Below are 18,306 nucleotides of genomic sequence, written 5' to 3'. Positions count from 1 at the left end.
TAAATTACTCGTCTGCAAACCAACAAATGTTTCGTGCAGCCATAATCAGTTCACCTGCTTTTTCAGATGAAAGTTCTGTGATATCAACTAATTCGTCAATACCTTGCTCTGCCAAGTCTTCAAGTGTAACAACACCCTTGCTTGCCATAACAAATGCTAAGTGACGTTCTAAGCCTTCAAGCGCAAGTAAGTCTTCAGCTGGCTCTGCGCCATCTAAGCTTTCTTCCGTTTTGAGTGCTTTAGTTGTCAATGCATCTTTTGCGCGTGAGCGCAGTAAATCTACAGTCTCTTCATCAAGACCATCAATTTCTAAAAATTCAGACGCTGGCACATACGCTACTTCTTCAAGTGTCGAGAAACCTTCGTTGATAAGTAATGATGCAAACTCATCATCAATTTCTAAATTTTCAGTGAATAAGTTAAGTAACTTATCAGATTCAGCTTCATTTTTAGTACGCATGTCTTCAACAGTCATTACGTTTAGTTCCCAGCCAGTTAACTGACTTGCTAAACGAACGTTTTGACCATTACGACCAATTGCTTGCGCTAGGTTATCAGCTTCTACAGCGATATCCATTGAGTGAGTGTCTTCATCCATTACGATTGAAGCAACTTCTGCTGGCGCCATTGCGTTAATAACAAATTGTGCTGGGTTGTCATCGTAAAGTACGATATCAACACGCTCACCACCAAGCTCTGACGATACAGCCTGAACTCGTGCGCCACGCATACCAACACATGCACCAATTGGATCAATGCGTTTGTCGTTAGATTTAACAGCAATTTTAGCGCGTGAACCTGGATCACGTGCAGCGGCACGTAATTCAATCATCTCTTCGCCAATTTCTGGCACCTCAATGCGGAATAATTCCATTAGCATTTCAGGTTTAGAGCGCGTTACAAATAATTGTGCACCGCGTGCTTCTGGCTTAACTTCATATAAAAGACCACGGATACGGTCACCCGGGCGGAAGTTTTCACGTGGTAACATGTCATCACGGTAAATTACCGCTTCTGCGTTGTTACCTAAATCAAGTACGATTGCATCGCGAGTTGCTTTTTTAACAACACCCGTTACTAGCTCGCCTTCTTGATCTTTGTATGCTTCAACAACTAAAGCGCGCTCAGCTTCACGTACTTTCTGTACGATAACTTGCTTGGCCATTTGTGTTGTAATACGGTCAAATTTGATTGAGTCGATTTGCTCTTCAACATAATCACCCATTTGCAAATCAGGTTCTTCAACCTGCGCTGCTTCTAGAGTGATTTCGCTGTAAGGATTCTCTAAAGAACCGTCTTCTAATACAGCGGCAATCTGCCAACGACGGAACGTGTCGTAATCGCCGGTTTTACGGTCAATTGCTACACGCACTTCAATTTCGCCATCGTGTTTTTTCTTTGTCGCTGTCGCTAAAGCGAACTCTAGAGCTTCAAAAATCTTTTCTTTTGGAACCGCTTTCTCATTGGAAACGGCTTCAGCAACCAATAATATCTCTTTTGCCATGGGTAATGCCTCGCTTGCCCTATTCCTTCGCACTCGAATTTAAAACTTCGCGATTAAATTCGCACGTTCGATGTTACTAAGCATGATCAGATGCTCTTCACCATCGCTAGATAGTGTGATCATATCGCTGCTAACTGCTACTAAGTCGCCTTTAAAATTACGACGACCATCCTGTGGAAGTTTGGTACGCACGCGTACTTCCTCTCCTTGCGCCTGCTCGTAGTGATCTTGTTTGAATAATAGACGATCAACACCAGGAGACGATACTTCCAAATCATATTCATTTGTAATTGGGTCTTCGACGTCTAAAATCGCACTAATTTGGCGACTTGCATCCGCACAGTTATCAACTGAGATCCCATCCTCATGAGCAATATATACTCTTAAGGTAGAATGGCGACCCGCTTGCACAAATTCAAGACCATGCAACTCAAAGCCTAACATTTCTACCGCAGGCGTTAACATGGTTACTAAATCTTGTTCAAGTTTTGTCACGAAAATCCTCCATACAAACAAAAAAAGGGCTTATAGCCCTAAAATACTGAGTTTAAATTTTAATTTGATGACAATTGCCACAAATCATAAGGTGCAGATACAACAACGCCCCGAACCAAGCGGGGCGTCACACCAATAAAGCATAAAACTGTGTGGCCTAGGGCCAAGCTTGGTTGCGAGTCAGTAAACTGACCTAATTAAACTACATAGCCTAAAACGCAAAACGCGCATTACTTAGAATGCGCGATATAAATTAGTAAGGTAATACCTACTAGTAGAATTGGTTGCGGGAGCCGGATTTGAACCGACGACCTTCGGGTTATGAGCCCGACGAGCTACCAGACTGCTCCATCCCGCGCCAATAGATATCAAACCTTAAATTTAATATCGCTGTTAGCTGTTTTACAACATACTAAACAATGGCCGCTATTATAAGGATGTGTGGGCTAATTAGCAACTATAATACGCAATTAGTTTATAAAATTTCCAATTCGTCAAGATGCTAATTTAATGTATGTGTTAGTAACATAAGTAATCAGTCAGTTTTATAAAATGTTCATCGTCAAAATGCTAAATATTGCAGCTTACTATTTTTGAGTGAGAATCAAACCAACTGAACTCTTGCAACTGCATAGCCTCCTACATGCTTGCAATTTACCAGAAAATAAATTGATATAACTAAAACCCATACTTTAACACTAAAAAAACGTGCAGAATTTTAACTGCCCGCTATAATCAATTTTATGCCACTTGATAATAATAGTTATTACTCACTGCAGAGAGATAAAAAATGAATCAACAACAATCAGCATTGTTAAATAACTTAACAATTATTAAGCCAAATTTTCATGCATTCACGGCTCGATTTCACAGTAAATTAGCTGAATCTAGCATTGAGATGAATTACCCAACAGCCTTACAATTTAACGAAAAGAGTTTTACTCTTTTTTGTGTGCTAGAACGAATTGTTAAACATTTAGATAAGCCGGCATCGGTGGCTCCTTTTTTAGCACATCATTTAATGTACCTAAAAAAAAGCAGTGTTTCACAAAATGACATTGCACTATTATCTGATGCGTTTTACGAAACCCTTAAAGAGCACCTTGGTAAACACTTTAATGCTGAGAGCCAACTTGCTTGGAAAAAAGCGCTCAGATATTTTGAAAGCTTTGCAGGCAATGTTTTATTTAATGTATCTAATGTGGTTTCGTTACAACAAAAAATGCTACAAAAGCAAAGTAATAAACTTTAAATATATAAGCCTTAAAAGTGGTTAAATTACTTATTTAACCCCCTCACATCAAGCGCATTTCAACACCATCGTCCAACGCGTCTTTATTGATTTGATAATCGGTTAAGCTCTGCTGCTAACGACACAACATATTGGTTTCCTATCACCTACATTTATTTTACTAACCCGCTATTAAACGCAACTTCCTTATTACTATTAGCTTGCTCGACAAATCAGCTTTATAAGTGACTCTAAACTTAATACAGGCTCTCATTACTTTTAAATTTCCCAACTTTGGGTTTTTAGACAAGGTTGTTGACCAAACAAGAAAAACAGCTAATTCCCAGTATTAAAATCAGCACATTTTTAAAGTAAAGTATTTTGTAGCTCCCATTCACTCACCGTTAAATAGTAAAACGATCGTTTCATGAAATATGTCCGTATAAAAAAATTTGGCTTTACTATGACCTACCACAAAACACTCAGACTAATACTAGGCGATCAGCTAAACCCATCTCATTCATGGTACAAACAAAAAGACGACGACACGCTTTATCTGATCGCAGAACTAAAACAAGAAACCGACTACGTTAAACATCACATTCAAAAACTGTGTGCTTTTTTTAGTGCTATGGAAAACTTCGCAACTGCATTAACCACGGCCGGTTTCAATGTTTTGCATTTAACACTTGATGATACCGATGATGACAAAGACTTAATTGAATTACTTAAACGAGTTGCCGATAAATACCAATGCGACTCTATCGAATATCAATACCCTGACGAGTTTAGGCTTAAGTCTCAATTAGCTAAGTTTAAAAGTGATAGCTCATTAAATATAATTGCTACAGATACTGAACACTTTTTATTACCGTTCACCGATATAAAAACACGCTTTACAAAAAACAAGCATGTAACAATGGAGCACTTTTATCGTGCTATGCGTAAACAATTTAATATATTAATTGATGATGCAAAGCCAACCGGTGGCAAATGGAATTTTGATAGTAATAATCGTAATAAATTTTCCAAAAAAGACTTAGCAGATATCCCGAAACCTAAGTTATTCAATACTGATGTTAGCAGCATTATTTCTCGTTTAAACAAACACAAAGTCGCTTATTTAGGTGAAATAAATCAACATTCACTGGAGTGGCCAACAACGCGTAAACAAGCGATTGAATCTCTTGAATACTTTTGTGAGCACTTACTTAGTCGCTTTGGCCACTTTCAAGATGCGATGACAGATCAAAGTAAAAACAATACCAGCCTGTACCATAGCCGTTTATCGTTTGCCCTAAACGCAAAAATACTCCACCCGCTGTATGTAATCAAACGTGTAGTAAGCGAATACGAACAAAGGCCCAATGAAATATCCCTCTCGCAAGTAGAGGGTTTTACTAGGCAAATATTAGGTTGGAGAGAGTATGTACGTGCCATTTATTGGATTAACATGCCCGACTACGCAGTTAAAAATCAATTACAAGCCAAAAATAAACTGCCATCTTATTTTTGGAACAGCTCTACAAAAATGAATTGTCTAAGCCACTCACTCAAGCAAAGCCTTGAAACCGCTTATGCTCATCATATTCAGCGCCTAATGGTTATTGGTAACTTTTGTATGCTCACAGGAATAAACCCTGATGACGTAGATAACTGGTACCTAGGTGTTTATATAGATGCCATAGAATGGGTAGAAATGCCTAACACCCGAGGCATGAGTCAGTTTGCCGATGATGGAATAATTGCAACAAAGCCTTATGCTGCAAGCGGTAACTACATTAATAAAATGAGCGATTACTGCAAAAGCTGTCAGTACGATGTTAAACAAAAAGTAGGAGATAAAGCCTGCCCGCTAAATAGCTTGTATTGGCATTTCATGAATAGACACAGAGACAGGCTAGAGAAGAACCCACGTATTGGTATGGTATATAAAAACTGGGATAAACAAGATAAAACACTTCAAGAACAAACGCTGCAACAAGCAACCTACTACCTTAATAATTTAGAAGCGCTTTAAACAAAAAAGCCGCCTCAAATGAGGCGGCTAAATAATCAGGGGAATATGTACTTTAGAAGATTATTTACCTTCTATTAGATTGCTATTACCAATTTCTATTTTACGTGGTTTAAGTGCTTCAGGAATTTCACGCTGTAACTCTATGCTCAATAAGCCGTTAGCTAAATCGGCACCAAGTACTTTTACATGGTCTCCAAGCTGAAATTTACGTTCAAAGTTACGCTCTGCTATACCTTGATGAATAAACTTACGTTCATTATTTTCATCTTTGTTAGCTTTAATACCTGCAACTTTTAACGTGTTGTTTTCTGACTCAATGGTCAATTCACTATCACTAAAACCAGCAACGGCCATAGTGATTCTGTATTTGTCTTTATCGAGTGCTTCTATATTGTAAGGAGGAAAACTCGGCTGCTTGTCTGTATTAGCCGCCGCATCCATAAGTGATGCTAAATGTTCGAAGCCGATAAATGAACGATAAAGTGGTGATAAGTCTACTGTACGCATAATAATATCCTCATATTTAAGCGATATTTTGCATGTGCTTTTCTATTGAACAAGCTCAAGCAAATTTTAATTAATAATATAAATTTCAATTGTTTAAGTTTAATTTAGGACCCATCAGGCGTCCTACTTAACTATATATGGACGGTAAAATTGTTTTCAAGTAAATTTATTAAAAATAAATAAAAAAGGCACTGAAGAGTGCCTTTTTTGAAACCATGTAGAATGAATACTATTTAATAAATGTGCCCCGGATTGGATAGTCGTTTTCTCTTGAAAACTTAATCCCACCTAGCAGTTGTTCTAAATCAGGACGAACAAACGGACTGTTTGATATATCGACCATTTGAAGCTGATTTTTTTCATTAAGCACATAGATTCCTGGTTCAGCAAATGGATGGTCAGTTTCTGCATCACTGCGAGGCTCGCTAATATGTAGCCCTAAATCAGTCATTTGTTCGATTGTTAAACCATAGTAAATCGGGAAGTTAATATCTATCTTTTCAAGATGCTTATTAAGCTGTTCATGACTATCACCACTTACAGCAACGACTTCAACTCCTGCTTCTTTAAAATCCTTATGTACTTTAGCAAGCTCGTTGAGTTGCGCAGTACATTTAGGGCAGTGCTGGCCTCGATAAACAACAATCATTTTCCATGGGGAATCACTTATTCTGTCGACTAAATCTATCTTTTTCTCGTCAACATCACTCACTACTAGTGATGGCATAATATCCGCAGGTTTTAAACTAGTGTTACTCATTGCGATCTCCTTTTACTGTTTCAGATTAAAAATTAATTTGCTCTTACCCATAGAGCTTAGGGTAACTTTTATTAATTCAACCTGAAAAGTGTAATTAAAAATCAATTATGACTTTAAGACCACCCTTTTATTTTTCTATAAATGGTAGATGCACTTACCCCTAAATAAGCAGCAGCAAGAGGAATATTGTCTTCGCAGCTTTTAATTGCATCTTCAATCGCTCTTTTTTCAACTTGCCATAGAGGTTCTATGTCGTGAACAGACATAGGAGATAATTGTACACTCTGCTCGTTTATATTGTGAATTGACTTAGATGAGCTCGAGTGCTTTACAGCACCTAGACCAAATAAATTTGGTAACATGTCCCTTTCAATTACATCGCCATCATTAATAACGACTGTATTTTCAATTACATTTTGCAGTTCGCGTATATTTCCTGGCCAATCATAGTTACAAAAAAGCGCTTTAACTTCATCAGAAAAGCCAATGAAATGCTTAGCGTTACTATCGCTTTTCTGTTTTAAGATATACTCAGCCAACAGTAATATATCATTTCCGCGCTCTCTTAAAGGCGGTAGCTTTACGGGGATAACATTTAAACGATAATATAAATCTTCTCTAAAGCGCCCTTCCGCAACCTCTATTATTGGGTTTCTGTTTGTTGCACATACTAAGCGAACATCGCTGTGTAATACTTCACTACTGCCAACCTTGTTAAATATGCCTGTCTGTAAAAAGCGTAATAACTTAGCTTGTAAGTTAAGCTCCATTTCACACAACTCATCTAAAAATAACGTTCCACCGTTAGCTACCTCAACAGCGCCTTTTCGATCGCTTAGCGCACCACTAAATGCCCCTTTAACATGACCAAAAAATTCTGATTCAAATAACTCTGCAGGTATCGCTGCACAATTTATAGCGATAAATGGTCCTTTATTTCGGGGACTCGCATCATGAAGGGTCTGCGCACAAACTTCTTTACCTGTTCCACTTTCACCTGTAATAAATACACATGCTTTGCTTCTCGCGGCGCTATCTAGCAACCTAAAGACAGTTTTCATTGAGAGAGATTCACCAACAAAATCTTGGTTTTTATCGCTGCTTTCAACCAAGGGCTGCACTTTGATTTGCTCTTTAGGGGTAAACGCACTTTCAACTGAACTAATAAGTCGTTGACTTGTGAAGGGTTTTTCTAAAAAATCAAAGCCACCTAAACGCATAGCTTCCACAGCAATATCAATAGAGCTATTTGAGGTGATCATGACTACATTGGCTGGATTTTTTTGTTTATTTACAAATTGTAAAACTTCTAGCCCACTTATATCAGGCAAGCATACATCTTGTACTATAACCGCAGGCATTTTTTCTTTAATACCAACCAAAGCAGAATAGCCATCAGCGAAATGCTTACATTCGAAACCTGCTTGCTCAAGCTGACTTGCGTACAAAGCACCACTTGCAATGCTATCCTCAACGATGTAAACGAGGCCTTTATTTATCGTATCTGACACGGCTTTCTCCTAGATAGCTATACTATTACTCATTATTTGATACGCATCCCGGGCTTTATCCAAGTTATGCTTAATAACAAGTGCTGCGTGCAAGTTTTCTTCTGTAGTTGGTGGTGGTGAATCGTGTAACTGTGTTGCCAATGCAGCCAGAGGAGCAGCTCCATATAAAGCAGCCGAGTTTTTTAAAACATGCATCACTTCTTTAATTTTTATAATATCTTCACGAGTAATTGCCGTATCTAATTGGTTCGCCATAGTAACTAATTCATCGATAAATAAGTTTATCAGTCGAGCTAAAACGTTTATTCCAACATCCTTTTCAAGTTGGGTTAATACATTTAATTCGGTAATACTTTTATCGATAAACTGCTCTGATATAGGCATAGATAACCTTTGTGTAAGTTTAAGCTTCGTACACTAATAACATGTAGGGGTTGTAGTTTAAGAGTAATTTGTTTTTTGCATTTTGCAAATCAAAATGAATATAAACAGTTAAAGAGCCCAGGTATCAATACTTTTGGTTAATGTTTGTGGCTTATCGAGCAAATATCCTTGAGCGATATCACAACCAAGTTGCTCTAGTATTTGTAATTGCTCATTCTCTTCAATTCCTTCTGCTACGGTTTGTAAACCCAATCGCTGAGCCATTGCAATTATTGCGCTGCATAGCGTAAAGTCTTCATTATTAGTTGAAATCCCACTAACAAAACTGCGATCAATTTTTAATCCGTCAATATTAAATTGACGAAGCAGACCTAAAGACGCGTACCCGGTACCAAAATCATCTATCCACACTTTTACGCCTTCTTTATGGAAGTTTTCAAATGCTTTTGCTATTTTTTCAGGGCTATGGATTAGCGCTGTTTCCGTTAATTCTACTTTGATAGCCTGTGGTGGTATTTGATACTTCTCAAGCAAGTACATTACTTTTGAAAAAACATCACCATCTAAAATTTGTACCGGTGAAATATTCAAAGAAACAGAAATGTCTGTCATACCAAAATGTCGCATATGTTTCAAATCGGATAAACACTGCTCAAAAATCCAGTCACCTAATTCTAAAATCATGCCCGATTGCTCTACATGAGGTATAAATTCATCAGGGCCTACAACTCCAAAACGCGGTGATTGGCATCTTACTAATGACTCAAAGCCGACCAACTTTCCAGTCCCTAACGATACAAGCGGTTGATAAACCATTTTAAAATAATTATTTTGCATTGCATCAGTCATGATTCTTTCTAACTCATGCCATCTTGCGAGGTTAACTGGACTTTCTGATTCTAGGTATTTAAATGCATTCATGATCTGCTCCGATTTTCACCCTTAGTGACTTGTATAGTTGACAGCAAGTTACAGACCACTTTTCAAAAATAAAACACAATTAATTCAATTGGTTACATTTTTTTAGTTTAATCTTCAAATTTTTTACTGTTATTTGCATTTTGCAATTCAGTTTGCAATGCAACTAAATTGATAGATGAGCGTTTATTTAAGCCTAACAAGTAAGAAGGTGGAAGTTGGTTATAATTGACTAAGAATTGGAGTTAATCATTGAAGGTATGCACAAGAGAAGATTCAATAAAATAGGCTAGGTTACATACAATCTAAATTTAAAAACATATAGCTAATTTTATAAGTAGGAACGAAAATTGAAAATGACAGTAAGTAATATAAAAAAACGCAGGCAACAATAAATTGTTACCTGCGCAAAAGTCTCTAGTTTGAAAGAGTGTCGTTATTTTCGTTTTTGGATGCTGTTACATTTTGTGCGTAATTTATATTTTGCGAATCAAATGTATTACTCATAGACTGTGCATTTTCAACATCAGCTTGTGTAAAAGTAATAGGCTGTATATCCGCTAACGGCTCTAAAGAGGCGCTGCCACGTAAAACTGTTATACCGATAACTAAAGTAGCAACAAGCAAAATGGACAAAACCATAATTTCAGGTGTAAGTACCCAGTTGTTACCTTTAGGTTGTTGTTTAGCTTTTGTGTTTGTTTGCATATTGCACCCCTTAAAATTTAACTAATTCATCTCGGTTTGATATCTAACTTATTGCGAAAGCCATGCCAACCAAACAATAATTTATAAAAAAATAAAATAACCAATAAAATTAATCCTTTAAAATAAATTAATAAGCCATACCCAGAACTTAAAAGCAGTTCGGAACATCTTATTTTTATTTTGAATTGCAATTTGCGAATCAAATTGAAAAACCTAAAAATAAACCATTAAATACTAATAAAAAATTACAAACTACGCTCAAAATACTAGTTTAACGTCTCTATTTATCAAGTTTTATACTACAAAACCTACTTTTTATATTAAGGCCTGTTGATCTTTGCGAATTAAAACTTGTTCAAACTAGAGGCGGATTAATCGCGGCGTGAGGTTTGTAACCTGGTCGGCTCGATAACTACTCCTGCGTTATTCTACTGGCTTACATCCATGTAATAATAAGTAAAACCGAGCAAAGCTTCCGCATCCTGCTCACGCCCCTTATCTAAATCCATGTAAGCAACAAGGAGTAAGTAGCCCCTAGGAAGAACCCTTTGGGTAGCGCCTGTTTGGCATTAATACTACGTTATCGCACATTTATAGGGAGTACTGCATAGGCTCTGCCTTGCCTAAATACCAAACAGACTACTGCAAATTTAACCCTAAAAGTTCAACAGACCCTAGCTTTCGATTGCTCAACCCAACTTTTCCCACACTTGCGCTAAACGAGTTAGCTTTAAATCTTTAGGTTCAACAACGTGCTCTGGTGCATATGTATCAAGTAATAGATAAAGCGTTTCACTTACTATTGGTTTAGCTAAATAATCATCCATCCCCGCTTCTATAAATCGCTCTTTATCACCATGAATCGCATTAGCTGTGAGTGCTATTATAGGAGTTTCTATACCTAATTCCCTGATTGCTTTAGTTGCTGAAATTCCATCAAGTATTGGCATTTGTATGTCCATAAAAATAATATCAATTTTATCGTTTTTCGCCTTAATTATTGCCTCTTGCCCATCGCTAGCAATATGTACCCGGCAACCTTTTTGTTCTAAAAACTCCCTTATTACTATTTGATTATTAGTATTATCTTCAGCAACCAGTACATTGACCCCATTCAACTGAGTTAACCCTGGAGGGCTTTCTAATGCATCTTTTTGTTCGCGATTAGTAAATATAATATCTAAATGAAATAACTGCTCTTCCAATAAACTAATTGCTCGCGGTACATGGGAAACTTTAAAAGGGCCATTTAGCCTAAGCTCTCTGTCGTTAATATTTTGCGGTAATAAGCTTTCACCTTGTAAATCTATGAGGAGTAAACACGGTGAATTAAGTGAGTTATATGTGTTTATACGCTCACGTGTTTGGGTTAATATTTGTGGGTTAGTTAATACTATTGCATCTGGAAAGTTATTGTATTCGGGTATTTTTGGACATATTTCATAGTGTTCAAAAGCAATAGAATACCGTGTGAGTGTGTGTTCCAGCGCTATTTTTAGGACTTGGTTACTACCTATAATCCATACTTTTGGTTTTTTACTTCGTGCTGCAAACCCTTCTCTTAATATTGAATCGGTTGTGTCTATTTGTAATGGATAATTGACGATAAACTCACTCCCTTTATTGAGCTCAGAACTAACTGAAATATCTCCTCCTACTACATCACAGATTTGCTTACATATCGCAAGCCCCAAGCCACTGCCGCCATGTTTTCGAGTAATTGAATTATCGGATTGAATAAAAGGCATAAACATACTTTCAATTTTATTTTTTGCAATCCCCATTCCGGTGTCTTTCACAGATAAATGAAGATTTAAATTATTACCTTTGATGTGAGTGCACCTAACAGTGACCGTTATTACGCCATGCTGAGTAAACTTAATCGCATTGGCTAATAAATTTATAACTATTTGCCTTACACGTGCATGATCACCAATTACTTGAGCGGGGACATCAGGATAAAAATCAAAAATAACCTCAAGCCTTTTTTGCAAAGCGCTTTGGGTAATGATATCGATCGCTTCTTCGATACACGTATCAATACTAAATGGCTGATTATCGAGTGTTATGGCTTGTGCTTCAAAACGCGAATACGTTAATACATCGTCTAATACACTCAGTAGTGCATCAGAGCTTGTTTTAATCATTTGTGTATAACGCATTTGCTCAGAAGTTAAACCGGTATGATGCAAAATATCTGCAGAGCCAATCACAGCATTTAATGGCGTGCGAATTTCATGACTAATATTTGCCATAAATCGGCTTTTTGACTCAGCTAATGTTTCTGCCTGATGTTTAGCTTCAAGTAATATTTGCTCACTTTCTATACGCTCCTGTATATCAACAAGTGTTGCAGCAATAGATGATAAATCACTTTCATAGCCACCCACAATTGGAGTGAGAGTAATTTCAACCCAATTATTTATACCTTGTGCGTTAATTAAACGTATATCAAAGCGACGTATATCACGCTTACCTTGGTTATAATCAAGCAAAGTACTACTAATTTTTTCTACATCTTCTTTTGCTATAAACTTAATTATAGGCAAGCCAAGGCTCTCATTTACATTGCTTTGCAGGACCCGTTGCCATGCTTGATTTATAAATAGTAAATTGCCAAATGTATCAAGGCGTAAAACAATATCAGGAATATTATCTACGACAGAGTGGTAGTTATATTCTATCTCTGCCATTGCTTGTTCAGCTTTAACTCGTTGCGTAATATTCGTTTCTATAGCGATAAAATGCTTTACTTGGCCTTCATCATCTCGCACCGGGTTTGCATCAATAGCAACCCAATAAGCGTTACCATTTTTATCGTAATTTATAGTTTCAACTTGAAAAGGAAGCCCATTTCTTACAGCGTGAGACATAACCTTACGGCTTTTTTCACATGTCTTTGGCCCTTGTAGCAATTGGCCTGGGCTAGTGCCTACAACCTCATCACATGTGAAACCTGTAAGTACTTCAAAACTTTTGTTAACCCACTCAATTACACCAAATTTATCTGTAATAATTACTAAGTTATTTGTATGGCTCGCTACGAGCGATAAACGTTTTACATATTTTTGTTGTTGGGTTAGCAAAAATTGAGAATCTTTATGGCGTTGTATGTCATAGAACGAGCCTATAAAACCGCTTTTCTCATCATAAACTAATCTCAGCTCAAACCAGTTCATGAGTCCAAGACTATTTTTTATTTGTATTTCTACACTGGGAGCCTGCTTGCCTTCAAGCAGACAACAACTGTATGCGACAAAGTGCATAATATCTTCACTATTCATTAGTTTAGTAATGTTAGAGCCAATTAATGAGTCGTTTGAATAACCTAGTTTCTTCTCCCAAGCTTCATTAATATAAGTGAAATTTAAATGCTTATCGCACTCAAAAATACACTCATCTAAAATAGCTAATAACTTTGCCTGACGTCGATTACTATTGGACAGTTTTTCAACCAGCGCATACTGGATTTGCACTTGTAGTTCATCATTTTTATCCATGCCCTCTCCAATGCTTTATAAAAGTATCACTCTCACAAACACTTGCATAAAGGGGGAAAACCTCTTCACAGTAAAATGTTTGTTCAAAAGGAGTGCGGCTCGATGTGCAGTCGCTTAAAATGGCAACATTAAAACCCAGCTCAACAGCGGTGCGTGCAGTTGAATCAATACAGATAGAAGTCACAGTACCCGCTAAGATTATATTGGTTACGCCATGTTTTTTTAATTTGCTGGCCAAAGCAGTATGTGTAAAAGCATTTAAACCTCTTTTTCCAGGTACAACTTCTATAATATTATTAAAGGGGTCTAGCTGCTCTATTGTTTGAGCGCCATAGGAGCCAGCTTTAAATGCACCTACATCGGCAATTACTTTTAATATACCAATCGGGTTTTTTAGCTCACTGTAATTTTGCGTAAAATGAATAGGTGTATTAACAACTAAAGCAAAATGCTTTGCACAAGAAGTTAATAAAGAGACTGTATTTTCTACAACACCAGTAATTCTTGATGATTCCTCAACCACGTCATATAAAATACCTTTTGAGGAAAAATAGTCATTTTGAAATCCAATTAAAACAAGTGCTGTTGTAGATAAATCATCCATAGCCCTCTCCTTATTAATCAATTTAAGATGCTATCTGCCAAGGTTTAATAAACTTCTCAAGTACTGCTTTTGTCACTGGTTTTTGTAAATAGTGAGTTATTCCTTTTTCAAATAACCCAGCTATTTCATCATCCCCTGTTAGCCCTGTTAAAATAACTTTAGGTGTGTTGTTGTTAGGAGTATTTTCCCTAACTAATTGCTGCGCAACATCACTACCAAACATTCCTGGCATACGCTCATCTAAAAGCAGTAAGTCAAATGATTCATTCTGGGCGAGGGTCAAAGCGCTAGCACCATTTTCTGCACATGTTACTAAACAGCCCAGCATTTCAAGCATTACCTTTGTAGCAATTTGGCTCGGTAAGCTGTCATCCGCAACCAATACCGACAAACGTGTTTGCGTGTGAAACGTTGTTAAAATAGTAATTAAATCAGTATCAAAAAATGGCCAACCCAATATTTTTTTAGATAATTTATGAGCTTGACTTAACTCATTAATGTCGTTAATTGTGCACAACTTTATGTGTGTATTTAAACTGTCACTATTCAACCTATCTATTAACGCGTTACCACTAAGGTGGCGTAAATCTTCTAGCTGTACCGACTCTCTAAAGTTACTATTAAATAATTTAAAATTTAAACCAAAACGGTTATGAGTATTGGCCGACATTTTTAAGCAGCTTTTAAGTAGCGCCTCACAATCAGTTAAAACGTCTACATTCTGGGTAATATCAAGCGCTAAACTAACTGATTCTTTTGTAGCTAAAAGTCCGTGGAAATCGAATATATTTACTTGTTCAGAATCATCAATTTGGTAATGAAAACTAATCCCTTGGATATTTGCTTCAAGCGTAAGTAAAAAGCTCTCTTTTGTAGAAGCCAGCGCCGGTATAAGAAACTCTTCGCATTGCGCAATCATATGCTCAATCGGAATTTGCAAACAGACGTAGTTACATTGCAGCTTATTGATTAAGGTAATAGAGAAATTTCGATTTTGGGTTTCACAATATTTACCTATTATCCCTTGGATAATTTCTAAAACGTGACTATTAATATTCATAAAGTACTCTTGTTAACCCAATGTATGGCTCTATATCATCAAGTTGTGTGCCACAAATTAATTCTTGTAAACCCACTTGCATTCATAGACTTAAGTATTAGACAGGCGCGCTTTAGTTCCTCATTCGCATTTTGCAAATCATATTGCTATGCATAATATGATTTATGATTTTATTAGAATGGTGCAATCGATTTTTTTCGCTTTAAATAATTTTTTAATCATTTAAACTGATATTAATCAAATTGAGGAGAAAACTATGCTAACTGTAATTTTTGGCCGTGAAGGCTGTCCATTTTGTGTTCGTGCGAAAGATGTGGCTGAGCAACTATCAAATGAACGTGATGACTTTAAATTTCGTTACATCGATATAATTAAGGAAGGTATAAGTAAAGCCGATCTTGAAAAGTCAGCGGGTAAGCCTTGCCCAACAGTTCCACAAATTTTTGTAGATCAAACACACGTTGGTGGGTTTACCGAATTTGAAGCTTACGCAAAAGAAAACCTAGGCTTGTATAAGTAAGCTTTGTATCAAATTTGTTAACCAGTTTAATAAAGCTCAAATTAGACTGGTTAAATTTCGACCAACATCAAACACATACAAATTAGTTTCAATTTATACAAGCATTTGCCTCGCGAATCCTATATAATGCGCGCCTCTTTAAATTCGTTGAGGCGTATTAATGTCAGAACCAGTCACGTTTGAATCTCTAAATCTTTCTCCTGCAATTTTGAAGGCAGTTGAAGAGTTGGGTTACAAGACACCATCTGAAATCCAAGCTCAATGTATACCGTTATTGCTAGAAAGAAAGGACGTACTGGGACTAGCTCAAACGGGTACAGGTAAAACCGCAGCATTTGCACTGCCATTACTAAATAATATTGACCCGTCTGTGAAACAGCCACAGATCCTTGTACTCACACCAACACGTGAGCTTGCGATCCAAGTTGCTGAGGCATTCGAACAATATGCTAAACATGTTCGTGGTATTGAAGTATTGGCACTATATGGTGGCCAAAGCTACAGTATCCAATTAAGCGCACTTCGTCGTGGCGCTCAGGTTATTGTTGCAACTCCAGGTCGTTTAATCGATCACATTAACCGTGGCACTATCAAGTTTGATGCTTTACAAGCACTTGTACTTGATGAAGCCGATGAAATGTTACGTATGGGCTTTATCGATGATGTAGAAAGCATCATGGAAAAAACACCGCGCGAAAAGCAAACATGTCTTTTCTCTGCGACTATGCCTAAGCAAATTCAAAACATCAGTAGCAAATATATGAACAATCCTGAACAGGTTCATATTTCTGCGCGTAACTCTACAGTATCATCTGTTGAGCAAGTGTTTTGGAATGCAAGCGTACATAAAAATAAAGCGATTGTTCGCTTCTTAGAAGCTGAACAGTATGAAGGTGCTATTGTTTTCGTACGTACGCGTAACGATACAGTACAACTTGCTGAGTTATTAGAGCGCGAAGGTTTCTCTGCAGCTCCACTTAATGGTGACATGAACCAGCAAGCACGTGAACGCACTGTAGAACGCTTAAAAAGCGGCATGCTAAATGTTGTTATCGCAACAGACGTTGCTGCTCGTGGTCTAGATGTTGACCGCTTAAGCTTAGTTATCAACTACGATATCCCACAAGATTCTGAAGCCTACGTTCACCGTATTGGCCGTACAGGTCGTGCTGGTCGTACTGGTAAAGCAATTTTATTCGTAAAACATAACGAACGTTATTTACTTAAAAATATCATTCGTCATACGAAGTCTGAAATTGCACAAGTTGAATTACCAACTGCAAAAATCGTTGAAGAAAAACGTATCGAAGCGTTACAAGCAAAATTAACTATTGCGCTTGAAAACAAAGACATCACGTTCTTCAATGAAGTAGCTACTAACATGGCTGAAAAGCTTGAACTTCCTCTTGAAAGCTTAGCGGGTGCGTTACTGTGTTTAGCACAGCAACAGTCTCCAATTAAAGTTGAAGAAGTTAAGATTCAACCTCGTGAACGTAACGAGCGTAACGACCGTAACCCACGTAATGACCGCAACGATCGCGGTGACCGTGGACGTCGTAACGAGCGTGGCGGCGAACGTGGTGGTGAGCGCGCTGAGCGTAAACCTCGCGAACGTAACAGCCGTGATGCAGGTCCTATGGATACTTACCGTATCGAAGTAGGTCGTGAACATGGTGTTCAGGTTAAAAATATTGTTGGCGCTATCGCTAACGAAGCTGACATCTCAAGCAAGTTTATTGGTGATATTCGTTTACACGACAATCACAGTACGGTTCAATTACCGCAAAACATGCCTAAAGATGTACTTGATCATTTCCAAAAAGTGTTTATTTGTAAACGTCCTATGGGCTTAACAATTACACAAGATCAAGGTCCTGCTGAACCACGCGGCGAGCGCTCTGAGCGCCCAGCTGGTGACAAAAAACGCAGCTTTAACAAAGATGACAGCGCACGCGGTGATAAGCGTACCGGTCCTCGTAAAGAACGTCGCCCAGTGAGCTTCACAGCTAAATAAGCAACGACTCTTTAATAAAAAAACCTTGCCACGAAAGTGACAAGGTTTTTTTGTGTCTGGAGCTTGAAGGTAATAGGTTCAAGATGAAAGACTTGAGCAACTCGCGTTAAATTTTTAACTACATATTAAACTTGAGAAATTAACCGTAAAATATAATTTAGCTTTTATTAAAAATAACTCTTTAAAAAGAAATTCAAATTTTATGCGTTTGTAATTATTAGCTTCTATCTAGGCTGACTTCTCAATACTTCTGTTATAAAACACTCATGTCGGAAATCGTCAGCGGTATATTTATCTCTATTAACATTAGAAATCGAACTATATTTAATCCATAGATTTAAAATATCGACTAAGGCACTTTGTCTTTTTTGAGAGAAATAAAAGCTACACTCAGATTCTCCATCGTCAAGAAAACTAGTTTGTAATGCGTAAATATCTATAATTAATTTTATAATTAAAGTAATAGGCTCTTTTCCAATTGAAAAGTGGCGAATGCCTATAACATGACAAACTTGTAAAAGAGTCGCTTCCATAATTCCTAAAAGATATACTATTTTTAAGGTATATATA

The 18,306-nt window shown here is 37.2% G+C and carries 16 protein-coding genes and 1 tRNA gene; 4 read left to right on the top strand and 13 right to left on the bottom strand.

The window, feature by feature from the left end; all coding sequences use genetic code 11:
* Nucleotides 1-4: 4 nt before the first annotated feature.
* From nusA to BW142_RS10135, 3 genes are all read right to left on the bottom strand, one after another.
* Nucleotides 5-1,504: a transcription termination factor NusA gene (gene nusA / locus BW142_RS10145; RefSeq protein ID WP_007585502.1), complete on the bottom strand. Its 1,500-nt coding sequence runs from the start codon at nt 1,502-1,504 to the stop codon at nt 5-7.
* A gap of 39 nt (nt 1,505-1,543) precedes the next feature.
* Nucleotides 1,544-1,999, bottom strand: coding sequence for a ribosome maturation factor RimP (gene rimP, locus BW142_RS10140; RefSeq protein WP_024598198.1), 456 nt, complete (start codon nt 1,997-1,999; stop codon nt 1,544-1,546).
* Between the two features lie 281 nt (nt 2,000-2,280).
* Nucleotides 2,281-2,357: transfer RNA gene (locus BW142_RS10135), tRNA-Met, on the bottom strand.
* Between the two features lie 432 nt (nt 2,358-2,789).
* Between BW142_RS10135 and BW142_RS10130 the strand changes: the two genes are divergently transcribed.
* Together BW142_RS10130 and BW142_RS10125 are read left to right on the top strand one after the other, a co-directional pair.
* Entirely contained in the window at nt 2,790-3,251 is a 462-nt protein-coding gene (locus BW142_RS10130) for a globin (RefSeq protein WP_024598197.1), read from the top strand.
* 442 nt (nt 3,252-3,693) lie between these two features.
* The gene (locus tag BW142_RS10125; RefSeq protein ID WP_076924796.1) at nt 3,694-5,250 is read left to right on the top strand and encodes a cryptochrome/photolyase family protein; all 1,557 of its coding nucleotides are present in this window, start codon (nt 3,694-3,696) and stop codon (nt 5,248-5,250) included.
* A 60-nt stretch (nt 5,251-5,310) separates the two neighbouring features.
* Here the strand turns inward: BW142_RS10125 and BW142_RS10120 are convergent, their stop codons facing one another.
* From BW142_RS10120 to BW142_RS10080, 9 genes are all read right to left on the bottom strand, one after another.
* Nucleotides 5,311-5,757, bottom strand: a complete 447-nt coding sequence (locus BW142_RS10120) for an Hsp20 family protein (RefSeq protein WP_007585496.1) — start codon at nt 5,755-5,757, stop codon at nt 5,311-5,313.
* 229 nt (nt 5,758-5,986) lie between these two features.
* Nucleotides 5,987-6,517, bottom strand: a complete 531-nt coding sequence (locus BW142_RS10115) for a redoxin domain-containing protein (protein WP_024598195.1) — start codon at nt 6,515-6,517, stop codon at nt 5,987-5,989.
* Nucleotides 6,518-6,630: 113 nt separating this feature from the next.
* Nucleotides 6,631-8,028 (bottom strand): sigma-54 dependent transcriptional regulator, encoded by a 1,398-nt coding sequence (locus BW142_RS10110; RefSeq protein WP_076924795.1) that lies wholly within the window; start codon nt 8,026-8,028, stop codon nt 6,631-6,633.
* Between the two features lie 9 nt (nt 8,029-8,037).
* Nucleotides 8,038-8,412, bottom strand: coding sequence for an Hpt domain-containing protein (locus BW142_RS10105; protein ID WP_076924794.1), 375 nt, complete (start codon nt 8,410-8,412; stop codon nt 8,038-8,040).
* A 108-nt stretch (nt 8,413-8,520) separates the two neighbouring features.
* Complete coding sequence (locus tag BW142_RS10100; RefSeq protein ID WP_231616766.1) at nt 8,521-9,333, bottom strand: EAL domain-containing protein; 813 nt, start codon at nt 9,331-9,333, stop codon at nt 8,521-8,523.
* Nucleotides 9,334-9,747: 414 nt separating this feature from the next.
* Nucleotides 9,748-10,038 (bottom strand): hypothetical protein, encoded by a 291-nt coding sequence (locus BW142_RS10095; RefSeq protein WP_002958474.1) that lies wholly within the window; start codon nt 10,036-10,038, stop codon nt 9,748-9,750.
* A 689-nt stretch (nt 10,039-10,727) separates the two neighbouring features.
* Nucleotides 10,728-13,538, bottom strand: coding sequence for a PAS domain-containing hybrid sensor histidine kinase/response regulator (locus BW142_RS10090; RefSeq protein WP_076924793.1), 2,811 nt, complete (start codon nt 13,536-13,538; stop codon nt 10,728-10,730).
* Nucleotides 13,531-14,142, bottom strand: a complete 612-nt coding sequence (locus BW142_RS10085; RefSeq protein WP_076924792.1) for an isochorismatase family cysteine hydrolase — start codon at nt 14,140-14,142, stop codon at nt 13,531-13,533. Before BW142_RS10085 ends, BW142_RS10090 begins: the two co-directional genes overlap by 8 nt.
* Before the next feature lie 22 nt (nt 14,143-14,164).
* Complete coding sequence (locus BW142_RS10080; RefSeq protein ID WP_076924791.1) at nt 14,165-15,202, bottom strand: response regulator; 1,038 nt, start codon at nt 15,200-15,202, stop codon at nt 14,165-14,167.
* A gap of 256 nt (nt 15,203-15,458) precedes the next feature.
* On the opposite strand from BW142_RS10080, the gene BW142_RS10075 reads away from it, so the two are divergent.
* Together BW142_RS10075 and BW142_RS10070 are read left to right on the top strand one after the other, a co-directional pair.
* Nucleotides 15,459-15,722, top strand: a complete 264-nt coding sequence (locus BW142_RS10075) for a GrxA family glutaredoxin (RefSeq protein ID WP_002958470.1) — start codon at nt 15,459-15,461, stop codon at nt 15,720-15,722.
* Nucleotides 15,723-15,882: 160 nt separating this feature from the next.
* Nucleotides 15,883-17,736: a DEAD/DEAH box helicase gene (locus BW142_RS10070; protein ID WP_076924790.1), complete on the top strand. Its 1,854-nt coding sequence runs from the start codon at nt 15,883-15,885 to the stop codon at nt 17,734-17,736.
* Between the two features lie 224 nt (nt 17,737-17,960).
* On the opposite strand, the gene BW142_RS10065 is transcribed toward BW142_RS10070, so the two are convergent.
* Nucleotides 17,961-18,306 (bottom strand): hypothetical protein (locus BW142_RS10065; protein ID WP_216351714.1); only part of this gene is annotated, 346 nt, incomplete at its 5' end.

Source organism: Pseudoalteromonas sp. EB27 (assembly GCF_001974875.1).
GTDB lineage: Bacteria > Pseudomonadota > Gammaproteobacteria > Enterobacterales > Alteromonadaceae > Pseudoalteromonas.
This window is presented reverse-complemented; position numbering and strand designations above follow the sequence as displayed.